At 41.5% G+C, this 17,184-nt stretch carries 17 protein-coding genes; 8 read left to right on the forward strand and 9 right to left on the reverse strand.

The genetic code is table 11. From position 1 onward, the window contains the following. The first annotated feature begins 53 nt into the window (after positions 1-53). The 6 genes from sufD to BUA16_RS00695 all read left to right on the forward strand — a co-directional run bounded on the left by sufD (position 54) and on the right by BUA16_RS00695 (position 5,449). A complete protein-coding gene (gene sufD, locus BUA16_RS00670) occupies positions 54-1,370 on the forward strand; it encodes a Fe-S cluster assembly protein SufD (RefSeq protein WP_072762714.1) in 1,317 nt (438 codons plus the stop codon). Between the two features lie 42 nt (positions 1,371-1,412). Beyond that, positions 1,413-2,639 (forward strand): aminotransferase class V-fold PLP-dependent enzyme, encoded by a 1,227-nt coding sequence (locus BUA16_RS00675; RefSeq protein WP_072762715.1) that lies wholly within the window; start codon positions 1,413-1,415, stop codon positions 2,637-2,639. 301 nt (positions 2,640-2,940) lie between these two features. Further along, positions 2,941-3,363 carry a SufE family protein gene (locus tag BUA16_RS00680; protein ID WP_072762716.1) on the forward strand — a complete coding sequence of 141 codons (423 nt, stop codon included), beginning with the start codon at positions 2,941-2,943 and terminating at the stop codon, positions 3,361-3,363. 88 nt (positions 3,364-3,451) lie between these two features. Then, positions 3,452-3,784 carry an SUF system Fe-S cluster assembly protein gene (locus BUA16_RS00685; RefSeq protein WP_072762833.1) on the forward strand — a complete coding sequence of 111 codons (333 nt, stop codon included), beginning with the start codon at positions 3,452-3,454 and terminating at the stop codon, positions 3,782-3,784. 131 nt (positions 3,785-3,915) lie between these two features. Further along, the gene (locus BUA16_RS00690) at positions 3,916-4,443 is read left to right on the forward strand and encodes a DUF2480 family protein (RefSeq protein WP_072762717.1); all 528 of its coding nucleotides are present in this window, start codon (positions 3,916-3,918) and stop codon (positions 4,441-4,443) included. Between the two features lie 73 nt (positions 4,444-4,516). Continuing rightward, positions 4,517-5,449, forward strand: coding sequence for a DUF3078 domain-containing protein (locus BUA16_RS00695; RefSeq protein ID WP_072762718.1), 933 nt, complete (start codon positions 4,517-4,519; stop codon positions 5,447-5,449). A gap of 925 nt (positions 5,450-6,374) precedes the next feature. Here BUA16_RS00695 and hflX read toward each other — a convergent pair. Next, the gene (gene hflX / locus BUA16_RS00705; RefSeq protein ID WP_072762720.1) at positions 6,375-7,586 is read right to left on the reverse strand and encodes a GTPase HflX; all 1,212 of its coding nucleotides are present in this window, start codon (positions 7,584-7,586) and stop codon (positions 6,375-6,377) included. Between the two features lie 78 nt (positions 7,587-7,664). Between hflX and BUA16_RS00710 the strand changes: the two genes are divergently transcribed. Continuing rightward, entirely contained in the window at positions 7,665-8,636 is a 972-nt protein-coding gene (locus BUA16_RS00710) for an endonuclease/exonuclease/phosphatase family protein (RefSeq protein ID WP_072762721.1), read from the forward strand. A gap of 176 nt (positions 8,637-8,812) precedes the next feature. After that, a complete protein-coding gene (locus BUA16_RS00715; RefSeq protein ID WP_072762722.1) occupies positions 8,813-11,056 on the forward strand; it encodes a S8 family serine peptidase in 2,244 nt (747 codons plus the stop codon). Positions 11,057-11,112: 56 nt separating this feature from the next. Here the strand turns inward: BUA16_RS00715 and BUA16_RS00720 are convergent, their stop codons facing one another. From BUA16_RS00720 to hemF, 8 genes are all read right to left on the reverse strand, one after another. Beyond that, entirely contained in the window at positions 11,113-11,826 is a 714-nt protein-coding gene (locus BUA16_RS00720) for a 3'-5' exonuclease (protein WP_072762723.1), read from the reverse strand. Between the two features lie 275 nt (positions 11,827-12,101). Further along, positions 12,102-12,575 (reverse strand): methylated-DNA--[protein]-cysteine S-methyltransferase, encoded by a 474-nt coding sequence (locus BUA16_RS00725; protein WP_072762724.1) that lies wholly within the window; start codon positions 12,573-12,575, stop codon positions 12,102-12,104. Between the two features lie 17 nt (positions 12,576-12,592). Then, a complete protein-coding gene (locus BUA16_RS00730) occupies positions 12,593-13,696 on the reverse strand; it encodes a CNNM domain-containing protein (RefSeq protein ID WP_072762725.1) in 1,104 nt (367 codons plus the stop codon). A gap of 196 nt (positions 13,697-13,892) precedes the next feature. Further along, positions 13,893-14,402, reverse strand: coding sequence for a DinB family protein (locus BUA16_RS00735; RefSeq protein ID WP_072762726.1), 510 nt, complete (start codon positions 14,400-14,402; stop codon positions 13,893-13,895). Between the two features lie 115 nt (positions 14,403-14,517). Then, positions 14,518-15,492 (reverse strand): porphobilinogen synthase, encoded by a 975-nt coding sequence (gene hemB, locus BUA16_RS00740; protein WP_072762727.1) that lies wholly within the window; start codon positions 15,490-15,492, stop codon positions 14,518-14,520. Between the two features lie 106 nt (positions 15,493-15,598). After that, entirely contained in the window at positions 15,599-15,985 is a 387-nt protein-coding gene (locus BUA16_RS00745) for a YchJ family protein (protein WP_072762728.1), read from the reverse strand. Positions 15,986-16,029: 44 nt separating this feature from the next. Continuing rightward, positions 16,030-16,209, reverse strand: coding sequence for a hypothetical protein (locus BUA16_RS00750; RefSeq protein ID WP_072762729.1), 180 nt, complete (start codon positions 16,207-16,209; stop codon positions 16,030-16,032). Positions 16,210-16,218: 9 nt separating this feature from the next. Then, a complete protein-coding gene (gene hemF, locus BUA16_RS00755; RefSeq protein WP_072762730.1) occupies positions 16,219-17,130 on the reverse strand; it encodes an oxygen-dependent coproporphyrinogen oxidase in 912 nt (303 codons plus the stop codon). Positions 17,131-17,184: the final 54 nt, after the last annotated feature.

Consider the following 17,184-nt stretch of genomic DNA (forward strand, 5'->3'; position numbering starts at 1 on the left):
ATTCAAAATAAATAAGGTTCCCAATTTAGTAAGGGGACGACAATAAGTGAACAATGGATTTAAAAGAAAAATTAGTTTCCTCTTTCTTGGCTTTTGAGAATAATGTCGATGTAGACAATCCGGTACATGACATTAGAACAGCAGCTATAAAGAATTTTGAAGCAAAAGGGTTCCCTTCTAAAAAAGAGGAGGCCTGGAAATATACGTCCTTAAACAGCCTTCAAAAAATAGATTTTAGCATTTTCCCGAAAATGGAAAGCAACCTTGAATTTAAGGATGTTAAAAAATATTTCTTGAATGAAATAGATACCTACAAAATTGTGTTTGTAGATGGGGTTTACAGCTCTTTTCTTTCAGAGACAACCCATGAAGGTGTCGATGTATGTCTAATGAGTTCGGCATTGAACAAGCCTACCTACAAGGCGGTAATAGATGTGTACTTTAATAAGATTGCTTGTAAGGACGACTCTTTAACCTCGCTAAATACTGCTTTTAGCAAGGAAGGGGCATATATCTATATTCCCAAGAACAAGATACCCAAGAAGCCTATAGAGATCATACATTTTGCAACGGGTAGTGAGGCCGCGGCGCTATTGCAGCCAAGGAACCTGATCATCGCCGAGGAAAATGCCGAGTTACAAATTATAGAACGCCACCAAAGTTTAACTACCAATGAGGTGTTGACCAATGCTGTAACAGAAATATACGCGGCTAAAAATGCCATCGTTGATTATTACAAGATCCAAAACGATGCCCATTCTTCTTCTTTGATCGATAATACCTACATCGACCAAAAAGATGCAAGTCATGTAAAAGTACACACCTTCTCCTTTGGAGGGAAATTGACGCGTAACAACCTTAATTTCTATCAAAATGGCGAACGCATAGAATCGACCATGAAAGGGGTGACTATTATTGAAGGAAAACAATTGGTAGACCACCATACTTTGGTGCACCATATTGAGCCTAATTGCGAAAGTCACCAGGATTATAAGGGGATTTACGATGAAAATGCTACCGGCGTATTCAACGGTAAGATTATTGTCGAAAAATTGGCCCAAAAGACCAATGCTTTTCAGCAAAACAACAACATTTTGGTGAGCGATAAGGCTAGCATCAATACCAAGCCGCAGTTAGAGATCTTTGCAGACGACGTAAAATGTTCGCATGGTTGTACCATTGGACAGTTAGACAAGGACGCCTTGTTCTACCTACAGTCTAGAGGGATTCCTAAGAAAGAAGCTCGGGCTTTATTAATGTATGCCTTTGCCAATAATGTATTGGAAAGCGTAAGGATCCCAGAACTAAAAACAAGGATCAATAAAATAATTGCCAACAAATTAGGAGTGAACTTAGGCTTCGATTTGTAATACTATACCATCCCTGTTTCGGCAGGGATTATTTTTTCCACTATGATACAAACCGTTTTAGATATCGTCGCGATTCGCAAGGACTTCCCCATTTTAAACAGGAAGGTCAATGGCAAGCCATTGGTGTATTTAGATAATGCGGCTACTTCCCAGACCCCACAACAGGTTATCGATGCTATTGTGGACTATTACAGCAACTACAACGCCAATATTCACAGAGGGGTGCATACGCTTTCCCAGGAGGCTACAGATGCCTATGAGCAGGCCAGAATCAAGGTTCAAAAGCATTTCAATGCGGAGAAGGCACACGAAATTATATTGACCGCAGGAACTACCCATGGTATTAATATAGTAGCAAACGGATTTGCCGCTATCTTACAACCGGGAGATGAAATAATGGTATCGGCCTTGGAACACCACTCCAATATTGTGCCGTGGCAAATGTTATGCGAGCGTACAGGGGCCATTTTAAAGGTGATTCCCATGAATCTAGAAGGGGAGTTGGTGATGGCCGAATTCCATAAATTACTTTCGGACCGTACCAAGTTGGTGTTTTGTAACCATGTTTCCAATGCCCTTGGAACGGTGAATCCTATTGAAGAAATTATAGATAGTGCCCATAAAAAAGGTGCGGCAGTGCTTATCGATGGCGCCCAGGCAGCCCCACATATCAAGGCCGATGTTCAGCAACTAGACGTCGATTTTTATGTGGTCTCCGGACATAAAATGTGTGGCCCTACAGGGGTGGGCATGTTATATGGCAAGGAAGCCTGGTTGCAAAAATTACCGCCCTACCAAGGTGGGGGCGAAATGATCGCAGAGGTGACCTTTGAGAAAACTACCTACGCCGACCTGCCGCATAAATTCGAGGCCGGAACACCCAATATTTGTGGGGGAATTGCCTTTGGAGCAGCACTAGACTATATGAATGCCATAGGGTTTCCGGCCATTGCCGCCTATGAAGACGAACTTTTACAGTATGCTACAGAAAAACTCTTGGCTATCGAAGGTCTAAAGATCTACGGGACAGCCAAAGAAAAAACAGCTGTGGTATCTTTTAATATAGAAGGAATACACCCCTATGATATAGGGAGTATTTTGGATAAATTAGGGGTGGCCGTCAGAACCGGACACCATTGTGCACAACCGATTATGGAATTCTTTAAAATTCCCGGGACCGTAAGAGCTAGCTTTAGCTTTTACAATACCAAGGAAGAGGTAGATGTGCTCGTCGCTGCCGTAGAAAAGGCCAGAGCCATGTTGCTGTAAGGTAAACAAGGTCCTAGGAATAGATGGGACTACCAATATAAATAAGCAAGGGGATAAAATGTGATGGTTTTATCCCCTTCTCTTTGTCGGCAAACTATAAAGGAACCAGCGTGTTAACGGTGGTTAGTGGGGCAGGATAGGAGTGCAATAAAAATCTCGGGAAATCCGTTGGCGATAAAGCAAGCTGTAAAACCATATCACTTTCATTGTTCACCATTTAGATAGGATGCAATTTTGTTAAGCTTAACCTATTGTGTTGATTAGAAACGAGACTTATTGTACCTTTGGACAAAATTTAGCTATGAGCATTAAAGAAATTCAGGAAGAAATTATAGATGAGTTTTCCATGTTTGAAGATTGGATGCAGCGCTATGAATATATGATAGAGCTAGGGAAATCTTTGCCCATGATAGAGCCTCAATACAAAACCGACGATAATATTATTAAAGGATGTCAGAGCAAGGTGTGGGTACATGCCGAATTGGAGGGAGATAAGTTGGTTTTTACTGCCGATAGCGACGCTATTATTACCAAAGGGATCATCGCTATTCTGGTGAGGGCTTTTAGCAACCATACACCAATGGAAATTATAGAGGCCGATACCGACTTTATCGATGAAATAGGGTTGAAAGAACATTTGTCTGCAACAAGGGCCAATGGCTTGGTGAGCATGATAAAACAATTAAAATTGTATGCCGTGGCATACCAGACACAATTAAATTAATACATACCTAGCCCCAACGCCCTATTTGGCCGTAAAATTAGCGCTGGCAACAGTGCCTTACAACCAAAAGGCTATAAATTATAAAAGAATGAGCGAAGAAGTAACAAATATAGATACCCAAGCATTGGGCGAGAAAATAGTAAGAGTTATTAAAACGATATACGATCCGGAAATTCCTGTAGATATCTATGAGTTAGGATTGATATACGACGTTCTTGTCAATGAAGATACCGAGGTAAAAATTTTAATGACCTTAACATCTCCCAATTGTCCGGTTGCAGAATCCTTGCCGATGGAAGTAGAGGAAAAGGTGAAATCTATCGATGAAATTAAAGATGTTGAGGTAGAGATTACCTTCGATCCGCCATGGACCAAAGATTTAATGAGTGAGGAAGCAAAGCTAGAACTAGGCATGCTGTAGGGGTCACTAGCGAACCGATAGTACTCAACACTCCATAAGAGATCTTCTCTTTTATAAGCTTAAAACAACTTTTCCTGCCCTTAGGTGCCTTGCATCTAAGGCAGTAGGATAGGTATAAAATGTAACACCATATGGCACCTAAGGACCTAGAAAATAATTCCGGAATCGTAAATAGAGTAGCTCAGAGCAAGCTGCTTAGCTTTAATTTGGAAGAATATTACCCTAAAGGAAACCGGGTTCTTTTAGATATAAAGGATTGGTTGTACGAGGGCTTTATATTGCGGGAAAAGGAATTTAGGGCGCAGTTAGAAACACACGACTGGACTCAGTACCAGGACGCCTATGTGGCCTTAAACTGTTCTACGGAGGCTATCGTGCCAGGATGGTCCTATATGTTAATAGCATCTAAGTTACAGCCTTATGCCAAAAAAGTAGTGGTGGGTACCTTAGAGCATTTGGAGACCTCCCTGTATCAAACAGTTTTGGAAAACCTCGATGTCTCGGAATACCAAGACAAGATGGTGATCATTAAAGGGTGTTCTAACAAACCTGTGCCTCCCAATGCATATTTGTGGATAATGCTTAAAATCCAAGCAGTTGCCAAAAGTGTAATGTATGGTGAAGCCTGTTCGTCCGTACCCCTGTTCAAAGCAAAATAAGGGATTCAAGCTTTTTTTGGCATTCCCTTTTTTCGTAACTTTCTATTCTACGAACACTAAAACTATTAGCAACATGAAAAAATTAGCCATGGCAATACTGCTATTGTTAGCAGTCAATATTAGTTTTGCCCAAACACTAGAGGAGTTAAAAGCTCAGAAAAAACAGAAAAAGGACTCCATTGCTGCCATCCAATCCAATCTAAATGCGGTACAGTCCAAAATAGATGCATTGCCCGGATGGAAAAAAGGTGCCTTTGGTACTATTGGTGCCAGCCTATCTGGGTTCAGTAGTTGGTATTCCAAGGCTACTCCCAACTCCAACGCAGGAAACATTGGGATTTCTGTCAACGGATTTGCCAATCTTACCGAGGACACTTTCTTTTGGCGAAATGCTGCCAACGTAAATTTAAGTTGGGTAAGAATAGACGATAGGGATATCGATACGGACGATAATAGCTTTCAGGCCGCCACAGATGTTTTTAATATTTCGTCCCTATACGGTCAAAAACTCAGTAGTACCTTCGCCATTTCTGCCCTGGCAGAATATAGGACCACCATTATAGATAATTTTAACGACCCCGGCTATTTGGATACCGGTATGGGGGCCACTTGGACCCCCATTACAGATTTGGTGGTAGTAATTCATCCGTTAAACTACAACTTCGTATTTAGTAGCGGGGAAACTGTTTTCGAATCTTCCCTGGGAGCTAAAATAGTGGCAGACTATAGCAGAAAACTTGGGAATGTAAACTTTAAAACCAATCTGTCCATGTTCCAGAGCTATAAAAGCTCGGATTTCTCCAACTGGACGTGGACCAATAATTTTGGGTATACCCTGTGGAAAGTCATTGGGGTAGGCTTCGATTTTGGTTTAAGGAAAAATAAACAGGAAGCCTTAAGTTATGCTATCTCTAAGGCAGGAGCTACGGACCCGGCGCCTACTTTTGATACCGTAGACAATAAGTTGCAATCCTATTGGTTACTTGGGCTTAGCTATTCCTTATAATTTAAAATCTGGTTATACTATATAAAAAAGGCACTCGATAAGAGTGCCTTTTTAGCATGTAGGATTTGTTAATTTGGATCTATAGGTTGCCGATGAAGATTTTTAATTCCCTTCAAATCGATGTCAATTTTTTTTTATCGCAGCTAGGTCGCCACTGATGTATCCTAAATATAAGGCTAAGATATAAGGGCTGCAGGTTTATGTTGTGAAAGCGTCGAAAACTGTTGTGAAGGCCCTTAAAGAGGTGTGTCAAAGCTTGTAGGGCAGCTTCTGGCATGGTGATTTGGGCGTTCCCTCCTTCGTCGGGCGGGCACTTCACTATATCCCTTGCCCTGCTGCGGGGATGCCGCTACGGTCCCTAACGCGGGAATCAATTAACAATTAGCAGTAAACAATGAAAAAAGTAATCAGTAGCTCCCCCGCATGTTGCGGGACTACTGGTCAATATGACTTTTGGTAAATATCGAACAAATACATTTTTAGTCATATGATAGTGAACGGTGAACAGTATAGTAGAACAATCGATCAAGGGACTTAATGGCAAGAATGATGAGTGGCTAGAAGGCTGTTTGGCCCTGGCGATGGCAGACTCCCTCATAACGCAAACATGGTTACAAACAATATATAAAAAGAAATGCCCACTTTGCAGTGGGCGTTTTCTTTAGATAAGCAGGTCTTTTAGTAAGACTTGGTGTTCACACGACGAACATTTTTTTGCTAAGTGTCGATTTGGGGAACCGTAGCACTTTGTGATTTTCGTGATCGTCAGATTTTGGGGGAAACCTATCGTTTCATTACATGGTAAAGATAGGCAACTCCCTAAACTCAAGATTTTTTTTGTTGTGAACCCTGCTATTTTTGTGGTGAAAAAAATCAATGGTACATTTTTTCCGATCAATGGGAATGTACAGCATTGGTCTTATTTCTAATACTCGTCCAAATTTTCAGGATAAAGGAAATTGTTATATGGGAAGCGCGTCACATGAATGTCCCTTACCTCATCGTATATCCTTTTTCTAAACTCGTCCAAATTCTCTTTGTTCAAGGCCGATATAAAAATCGAATTATCGCCGACCCTTTGCATCCAAGTATTTTTCCACTCGTCTATGGTAAAATGTTTCGATGTCTTTTCCGTAATCAGGTCGTCCTCGTCAATGGTATCATGGGAAAATTGGTCAATTTTATTGAAAACCATGATCGTTCTTTTATCGTTACTTTTTATTTCCGATAAAATTTTGTTTACAGAATCTATATGGTCCTCAAAATTCGGGTGCGATATATCTACTACATGTAGCAATAGGTCGGCCTCCCTAACCTCGTCCAAGGTACTTTTAAAACTTTCTACCAATTGGGTAGGCAACTTTCTTATAAAACCTACGGTGTCGGTCAACAAAAAGGGCAAATTCCCCACCACCACTTTTCTTACCGTGGTATCTAGGGTGGCAAAGAGTTTATTTTCGGCAAATACCTCACTTTTGCTGATCACGTTCATCAGGGTCGATTTTCCTACGTTGGTATATCCTACCAAAGCAACCCTTACCAAAGCGCCACGGTTACCGCGTTGGGTCTCCATTTGCTTGTCTACTTTTAAAAGTTTCTTCTTTAAAAGGGAAATTCTGTCACGGACAATACGTCTATCGGTTTCTATTTCAGTCTCCCCGGGACCACGCATTCCAATACCCCCCTTTTGACGCTCTAAGTGCGTCCATAATCCGGTCAGTCTAGGAAGCAAATATTCGTATTGGGCCAATTCTACCTGGGTACGGGCGTAACTGGTTTGTGCCCTTTGGGCAAAAATGTCCAAAATTAAACTCGTACGGTCCAGTATCTTACACTTTAATTGCCGCTCTATATTTCGTTGTTGCCCTGGAGTAAGCTCATCATCAAAAATTACGGTGCCAATGTTGTTCTCTACAACATACGCTTCCACCTCGAGCATTTTACCGCTACCGATATAAGTCTTAGGGTTGGGAAGGTCTATACGTTGAACAAAACGCTTGCTTACTTCACCACCGGCCGTATAGGTCAGGAATTCCAATTCATCCAGATATTCCGTAACTTTTTCTTCGTTCTGTGTCCTGTTCATGACACCGATTAGTACAGCCTTCTCGTATTCTATGGTTTTCTTTTCTAGCATATATCAATTTAAAGTACAAATCTAATCAATAGTTGGCAAGGGATTTTTTGTATTTTCGCAATCCGATCACAAATTTGAATGAATTTTTCATTTTTTAAGAGAAAAAAGGCCATTACCCTCCATACCATAGCCTTTTATAACGTAGAAAACCTTTTCGATCCCCTTGAAAATGAAGGTACCTTGGACGCAGATTTTACCCCCAAGGGAGTGAAAAGATGGACGACCCATAGGTATAAACGAAAACTTCAGCAATTAGCCGCTACTATTAGTGAAATTGGACTATCGGCTTCCGGATGCCCTCCGGACCTGGTGGGTGTTGCCGAGGTAGAAAATAAGTTGGTCCTGCAAGAGCTTCTGGCAACCGGGCCCCTGAAAAAAGTGCCCTATGACTTTGTACATTACGACAGTGCTGATGAAAGAGGGATAGATACTGCACTGTTGTACAATAAAGAGATTTTTAAAGTTGTTTCCTCACAAGCAATTCCCTTGGTCCTAGACGGTAGCAACGGTCTGCCAGAGAGTACTAGGGATATATTATATGTGTCGGGAAAACTCAAAGGTGAACCGATGCATCTCTTTGTAAATCATTGGCCCTCTAAAAGGGATGGTACCCTAGCGACCGAATACAAACGAATTATCGCGGCCAACACCATCACTGGATTTATGAGGGGCATCCAAAAAGAGTATCCTAACGCCAATTACGTGGTGATGGGCGATTTTAATGACGATCCCTCTTCTTTGAGCATTCAAACCTTAAAACGTTCCCACAGTCTGTACAATCCTATAGAAAAATTACAAACGCCTACAAGAGGAAGCGTCAATTATCAGAAATCATGGTGTCTTTTCGATCAGATATTGCTGTCTCCTAACTTCCTGACAGATACTAAGGGAACCCTTACATTGGCTGGGGCCGATATTTTCGATGAAGGACATTTAAAGGAGTCTAAAGGAAAGTATAAAGGTAGTCCGTTTAGGACGTATGTAGGAAGTAGATACCTGGGTGGAATTAGCGATCATTTTCCCGTTTACATACAATTAGAATTAAAATAATGCTTGAACATTGTAAGATAAAGAATTGAAAAAGTAAAAATATAAGAGCTTCATAATTAGGTAATTTACTTATTTTAAAAAATTCCAGTGCTATTCATCGAATAATTATATGCTTTAAACGATTATCTTTGGATGTGAGATTACATTTGTAACCCCAATCTTAATGTAATTGAAAAATGACGTACGCAAAACCTATATTGACGGCGCTTAGAATTTATATCTTTTTGGCGATTCTATGTCTTGCTTCTTTCAAATCAGTTTCCCAAACACCAAAGCAGATCCAAGGAATAAAGCAGGAGTATCGTACTGCCAAATTGGGGGTGTTTACCGATAAGCTTAAACAAGAATTTACCCACGAAAAGAATACCTTATTAGCAACGGCCAACGCAAAGGGCTGGAAACTAAGTGAAAGGCTTTCCGATGGAAATTATAGGGCCCTTACTTCCATAGGGGCAGACGGTACCCCAATTTACTACAGTACTTATAGTACTTTTTTAAATAATGCCAACCGAGCAAATATGCTTCAAGACAAAGAGTTTCTAGGTTTAGAGCTCAATGGAGAAGACATGTTGGTCGGGGTGTGGGATGCGGGAGCGGCCTTGGTAACTCATCAGGAATTTGATTCGAGAGTGACGGTCAGGGATGATAGTGAGGTAGTGAATTCCCATGCTACTAAGATTATGGGCGTTTTGGTAGCTTCAGGAAAAGACAATAAATCCAAAGGGGTAGCCTATAAAGCAAAAGCGATTTCAAACGATTGGGGAAGGGACAAAATAGAGGTAGCCGAAATGGCCGCCAATGGCCTTCTTTTATCGAACCATTCTTATGGGATCAGTAGTAGTCAGGTACCGGACTGGTATTTTGGTTCTTATATAGATATCTCTAGGGATTGGGACAATATTATGGTCAACGCCCCTTATTATTTAATGGTAACAGCAGCCGGAAATGCGCAAAAGAGCGGCGACAATGAGTCTCCTATTTCTGGGACAAGAGAGGAAGGGTACGATATGCTTTTAGGGTTCGCCACTTCCAAAAATGGTGTTACGGTGGCCGCAGCCAATATTTCTACAGATGGCCACGGAATGCTGTTAGAGGCTTCCATAGCTGGGTATAGCAGCTTTGGCCCTATAGACGACGGCCGTATAAAACCCGATATTGCCGCTTATGGATCCAACGTATATACCACGGGGATCAATAGCCGTGATGAGTATGTAAAGGCTTCTGGTACTTCATTGGCTACCCCAGGGGTTACCGGTGCCATGTTATTATTGCAAGAATACCATCAGAAAATAGAAGGCCGTTTTATGAAAGCCGCTACCCTAAAGGGCTTGGTGCTTCACAGCGCCGATGACGTTGGTGCTCCTGGTCCGGACTATACTATGGGCTGGGGAGTTATAAACTCCAGATCGGCCGCGGATATTATTACCAATAACGGCTATACTTCCCTGATAAAAGAAGAGACGCTTAAGGAAGGAGAAACAAAGACCTATACGCTAAAAGCGAATGGGAAACATCCTTTATCGGCTTCTGTTTCATGGACCGATCCTGTCAGCGGAAAAGTCAATACAGGTACTTTGAACGATATGAGCGCTGCCTTGGTAAACGATTTGGATATCCGTATACAACAAGGTGATGGGACCTATTTTCCTTGGAAATTAAATGCGAGCCGGGCAAAAAGTCCAGCTCTCCAAGGAGATAACAAGGTAGATCCATTTGAAAACATCACCATAGAGAAGGCCGAAGGAGAATATACCTTGGTAGTTGCCCATAAGGGAAAATTGACAAACGGATCCCAAAACTTTTCCCTTATTGTATCCGGAATTGCATTCAACGATTGTGTTTTGGAAGTGCCTCAAGAGATAACACTGACCAAAAAGGAAGCTACCGAGGCTACTTTTACCTGGAAGGCCAATACCGATGCTCTCTTTCAAATTCAGTATAAGGAAAAAGAGGCTCAGGAGTGGACCACCACCACTACATTTGATGACTTTTATACCCTGACAAATTTAGTGGCAGGAAAAGAGTATACCTTTAAGGTACAAACCTTTTGTTCGGATAGGGCGAGTTCCAAGTACAGTCAGGATTATACATTTCACTTTCAAGGAAAAGATGCGGACATAGAAGGGGGTATGGATAAGGGGCCTGTAATAGGTCAGGACCCTGTGGTAGATCAGGATCCTATAGAAGACAACAAACCGGGTATTGTTATTTATCCCAATCCAGTACAAGAATATATCCACTTTCAAGGGGAGGTAGCGCCAGGGCTCCACTACAGCATTATTTCTCCTGCAGGCAATACCATAAAAAAGGGCCATTCTGTAGATAAGACAATTTATATCGCTGATATGCAGCCTGGACTCTACATTTTAACCCTGGTAGATTTAGAAGGGACTAAGTCATTTAAGTTTTATAAAACATAAATAATATGAAAGCCTGCCCAATGGTATTATAACCGCTGACGGACTTATGGACAGGCTTATATTCTTTTAATTTCTTCGGGTTCCAACAAGGCTTGGTTGCAAAGGCGTAAATATACTTGGGCTGTGGTAATCACATCCAATTCGCAATATTTTACAATGCGGTCCAGGTCCTTTTCCTGGTAATAAACGGTGTTCACCATACTGCCATCTATATCTTCTTTTGGGGAGGGAATACCGAGAACATTGGCCATTAATTTTAAAGAAGTATAGTGCTTGTAATCTCCAAATTTCCAAAGCTCCATGGTGTCTATATGTGCTATTTCCCATGGTTTTTTACCAAATAGATTTAGCTTTTCCGGTAAATTGATCCCGTTGATAATCATCCTTCGGGCGATATAGGGAAAATCGAATTCTTTACCATTATGTCCACATAAGAGGTGGTTGGGGTGATTGAAATGGGTATCTAAAAGGTTCTTAAAGTTTTTTAGCAGATCGGACTCATCCCCGTAAAAAGAAGTAACCCTAAAAGTCCGGTTGTTTCCTTTAAAATGAAAGTATCCAACAGAGATGGTCACTATTTTTCCAAATTCGGCCCAAATACCAGCCCGGTCATAAAACTCTTCCGCGGTAAATTCCTCTTTTCTTTGGTATTTGGATTTATGCTCCCACAACTCTTGTTTTTCCGCATCCAAGAGCTTATAGTTTTCCTGTTCCGGAACCGTTTCAATGTCCAAAAACAGAATATTGTCTAATTTTATTTTATGTAACATTTAGAGGGGTATTTTATTAAAAAGAAAGCTAAAACCGCTTACAATATACAAAATAAGGACATTTTTAAAAGTCGATTTTTAGGGGTAGCCCTAGCATTTTTACACAGGGATAATTCTGCCGATGAAATGATCAAACCAACTCTAAGGTCGGTTAGAGGTTTTTGGTTTTTACGATCTACGGGGAACCAATTGGGCAAGATGTATAAAATGGTCGTTGAAAAGCTTTTTATGGAACAGGGAAAAGGGGGGGGTATTGGCAGTAAGAACCATTCAGTCTAAAACAAGGACTGTTGTTTTAGGGGCTGCTCGTGTTCTAACAGCCATTTTTTGCGTGGTAGACCACCGGCATATCCAGTAAGGGAGCCATCGCTGCCAATAATTCTGTGGCATGGGATAACGATCCACAAGGGGTTTTTTCCATTGGCGGCCGCCACGGCCCTTATCGCCTTTACATCCCCTACTAGTTTTGAGAGTTCCATATAAGAGGCGGTCTTCCCATATGGAATGCGTTTTAAAGCCTCCCAAACCCTTTTTTGGAAATCGGTACCAATAGGGTTTAGTGTTAGACTAAACTCTTGTCGCTCGCCCTTAAAATACTCCTGCAGCTGGTACACGGCATCTTCAAGGACTTCGGGAATGATCTCCGTGATTTTTTCCTCTCCCTCAAGGATGCTAATTTTAGATAGACCGTTTTCATCACCTTCTATATTGGCAATTCCTAAAGGGGTTTGAATAAAGGCATTTTCCATAATTAGTTTCTTTTAAGCTACTCGGTTTGGCCCATGCGCTTCGTTCTTTCCTTCCAATTATTACGGGCCAAGTGCTGTAGGTTTTCCACGCTATCACTTTCATCCATAATTTCCAAGCCCAATAGGGTTTCTAAAATATCTTCCATGCTCACGACCCCGCTTACCGATCCGTATTCGTCTACCACTAGGGCTATGTGTTCTTTTTTTGCGATAAAGGTTTGGAACAGCTCGGGGATGGGGGTATTTCGGTTACTGATTAAGATATCCCTTTTTATCGAAGACAGTGGCGCTTCGCCATCTGTGCGTATCATTTCTTCCAAAACCATGTCCTTGAGTACAAAGCCGGAGATATTGTCGACCCTTTTGCTAAACACGGGAATTCTGGAATAAGGCATTTTAGGATTGGCATCGAAAAATTCCTTGATGGTGGCCTCTTCCGAAGCTATTTTTACGACGGCTCTGGGCGTCATGATATCCTTGACCAAAATTTCATCAAAGTATAACAGGTTTCTGATAATGGTAGATTCCGATTCCTGAAAAACCCCTTCCTCGTGGGCAATATCGGTCATGGCGCTAAAGTCTTCTCGGCTCAGTACGCTTTCGTGTTCTCCGCGTTTTCCAATAAGCTTGGTAAAAATTTGTAAAAGCCATAGTATCCCTGTCCACTTAAGGCCCCATACCAATACATTCAACGTTTTTGTCGTAATGTTCGACAATTGTTTCCAATAGGTAGCCCCTATGGTTTTTGGGATGATTTCCGAAGCTATTAAGACTAAAATTGTCATGATGGTCGACACCCATCCTACCATGGCACCTTCGGTAAACTGCATTCCTAAAAAGGAAGTCTCTGTGTCAGTGTAGAGTTCGTTATAGGCTACTTTGGCTTGTACTCCCACTAAAATGGCCCCAACAGTATGTGCGATGGTGTTTAAAGTGAGGATGGCTATTAAGGGTTTGTCCACATCCTTTTTTAAAACCTCTAACCCCAGGGCGTATGATTTTCCCTCTTTTTTCTTTAGGTTGATATAGGTTTGTGGAACACTTAGTAAAACCGCTTCCAAGATGGAACATATAAAGGAAATTAAAATAGCTAAAAACGCGTAAAATAGTAGTAAACCCATAAAATATTTTGAAAATTATGTATTTCACACTAAGGTAGTGATTAATTAAATATTCAGATTTTATTTAAAAATTCTTTAGCAATTGTACGGTATCGCCTGGGTGTTTAAGATTTGGTGCCATGTTCGCATTGGTTTTTTCCTATAAAGCTATAGCTCAAAAGACCATTATAATGTTATCTTCTTTCAATATAGGGAATTACCATCCTATATATTTGGGCGGGATTATTTGGTTGAGGTTTAAGTATACGATCAGCTGGCCCCGATGATGGGTCACATGGTCTTGTAAGAGGTTTAAAATTTGGAGTTTGGTTTTCTCTCCGGCGAAGAAATCAACTTTTGTGGTTAATTCCGAAGCAGGGATTTTGCTAAGGGCGGTGGAAAGCGCATCAAAGGCATTGGAAAGCTCTGCTATCAGTTGTTCTTTTTCATTTTCTAGAGATGAGTTTTTTTCTATTTGTTCGTCCTGTTGTAGATAGCTGCTACGGAGCCAGTCCATATTTTGCTGAATATGTTGCAACTGTTCCCTAAAACTCATTTCGCGTGGTGTAGGTTTATAATCGTATTGCTCTGACGGCATGGCTTGGGCAATCTTTAATAAATAGGTTTTGGAATTCTCCCATTTTTCCAAAAACGTTGGTATCACTTGGTCTTGGGCCTTAAGGGAAAGGGATAGGGAAAAAATAAAAAGGGAAAGGAGGAGCTTCATGCCTGTTGGTTTTATTTTGAAAAAATAGCCTAGACAAGCCTTGTTGTTCTTAATCACAAGGCTTGTTTAAGCTACCCGATGCACTATTTATGAGTGCTGTTCTTATGGTTGGATCTTAACCCAATAATTTTGCGGCATCTTTAGCAAAATAGCTGGCGATAATATTGGCGCCGGCTCTTTTCATAGCGATCAATTGTTCCATCATTACCGCATCGTGGTCTAACCATCCTTTTTCTGCTGCGGCCTTAACCATGGCGTATTCACCAGAAACCTGGTATACAGCTACCGGTACATCTACTTCATTTTTTATCTCCCTGACGATATCCAAATAACAAAGTCCTGGTTTTACCATTACAATATCGGCACCTTCATCGATATCCATCTCTGTTTCTTTAATGGCCTCAAAGCGGTTCGCATAATCCATCTGATAGGTCTTTTTATCACCAAATCCAGGAGCAGAATCCAGGGCATCTCGGAAAGGACCGTAGAATGCAGAGGCGTATTTTGCGCTGTAGCTCATAATACCCATATTTACAAAGCCTTCGTCTTCAAAGGCTTCACGGATACTGAGGATTCTACCGTCCATCATATCGCTTGGGGCTACAAAATCGGCTCCGGCTTCGGCATGGCTGATACTCATAGCGGTCAAAACCTCTACCGAATCGTCATTGATGATCTCACCGTCTTCTACAATGCCGTCATGACCATAGGAAGAATAAGGATCCAAGGCTACATCGGTCATCACCAACATTTCTGGGCATGCATTTTTTACCGTTTGTATGGCGCGCTGCATAAGGCCTTTGGGATTAACCGCTTCTGTACCCTTATTGTCTTTTAAATTATCGGGAACTTTTACAAACAACAGTACCGATTTTAACCCTAGGGACCATAGTTCTTTAACCTCTTTTTCTAATAGGTCTAGACTGTAGCGGAAATAATTAGGCATGGATGCAATTTCTTCTTTAACGCCTTTGCCTTCCACTACAAAAAGGGGAACTAAAAAATCGTTGGGGCTTATGATGGTTTCGCGCACCAAAGACCTAATGGCTTCATTGGTACGGAGTCTTCTGTTTCTTTTTAAAGGGTACATAGTCTGAGTTTTAGTGCTTCAAAGATAAGGGAACTAAGCGTACATGGAACTTAGCACCTAGGGTTGAAAGGTTAAAAATGTTTTAAAATAAGAGGGGATTGGATTTTTATTTTGCCAACCCCAGATAGGACCAATGGCCATTTTCTTTTACAAAGGCCGATTTTTCTCGGATGACGTCTACCTCGCCATTTTCAAAAAACAGGGCGTTAAATGATACGGTGCCTTCCGTATCGGTAGGGCCACCTTTGGTCGTTTCTAAAACCTCTAGTCGAATCCAACTGACCGATTTAGCCCAGCTTACAATGGCTTCTTTTTCCGAAGTAGGGCGGGTGCTGCTATGGTGGCTATCCATAAGATAATCGCCATTGGCCATGACAAAGGCGGTGTACCTAGAGCGCATTAACTGTTCGGCAGTGGTAACCGACGAAATGTTTTTGTGCGCTGGTTCACAGCATTCGGAATACGTTTTTTGGGTTCCACAAGGACAGGACATAAGATATGTTTTAGGTAGCCATACCTCAAGGAGAGGCAATGGAGTTATTTAGGTTCGTTTTCTTTTTCTTGGGCTTTTTGCTGTTCCAGATGTTTGGTGACAATTTCCTTTAGGCGCTCCTTACGGGTTTCCAGTTCCTTTTTGAGCTTGTTTTTCTTTCGGTTCATCAACTTGGCGTGCTTGGCCTTGTTGAGCGTGTTTTTTTCTTTTCCCTTCTTCCCCATAATTTGTTTTTAGGAGGTTTTGGCCCATTCCTTAGGTTGTGCCAGTACTTTTAGCAGGCGTTCTTCTTCGCTGTTTTTTTCCGGATGGTGGTCGTATACCCATTGTACATGTGGGGGTAGACTCATCAGAATACTTTCAATTCGTCCATTGGTTTTTAGTCCAAACAAGGTGCCTTTATCGTGTACCAGGTTAAATTCTACATAACGGCCACGGCGTATTTCTTGCCAATTGCGTTGTTCCGCAGTATAAGGTAGGTCTTTTCTCTTTTCCACAATGGGAACATAGGCTTCTAAAAAGCTATTCCCTACTTCGGTCTCAAAAGCATACCAATCTTCCATAGACATGGTGTCTGTAGCCTTGCAATAGTCATAAAAAAGTCCGCCTACTCCACGGGCTTCATTTCTATGGGTATTCCAAAAATAGGCATCGCATTTTTCTTTGTAGGTAGCATAAAAGCTTGGATTGTGCTTATCGCAGGCATTTTTACAAACTTCGTGAAAATGTTTGGCATCTTCATCGAAGAGGTAGTAGGGGGTAAGGTCTTGTCCGCCGCCAAACCATTGGTCTACTAATTTCCCCTCCTTGTCGTACATTTCAAAATACCGCCAATTGGCATGTACGGTTGGCACCATAGGATTTTTTGGATGGATGACCAAGCTTAGGCCACAGGCAAAAAAATCGGCATCTTGGACCCCGAAATAATTCTGCATGCTTTCTGGCAGTGCCCCGTGCACTGCTGAAATATTGACTCCTCCTTTTTCAAAAACAGCCCCGTTCTCTATCACCCTAGAGCGACCGCCTCCACCTTCGGGACGTTCCCATAGGTCTTCTTTAAAAGTTGCCTTCCCGTCTACAGCTTCTAACTTGGCCGTAATGGTATCTTGTAATTTTAGAATGTATTCGTAAAATTTATCTTTCATAGTATATTTTTCTTGGACCGCTCGTATTACAGACGCTCCTTTTGTTTTTTTTCT

The organism is Arenibacter nanhaiticus, from assembly GCF_900141935.1.
Classification (GTDB): domain Bacteria; phylum Bacteroidota; class Bacteroidia; order Flavobacteriales; family Flavobacteriaceae; genus Arenibacter; species Arenibacter nanhaiticus.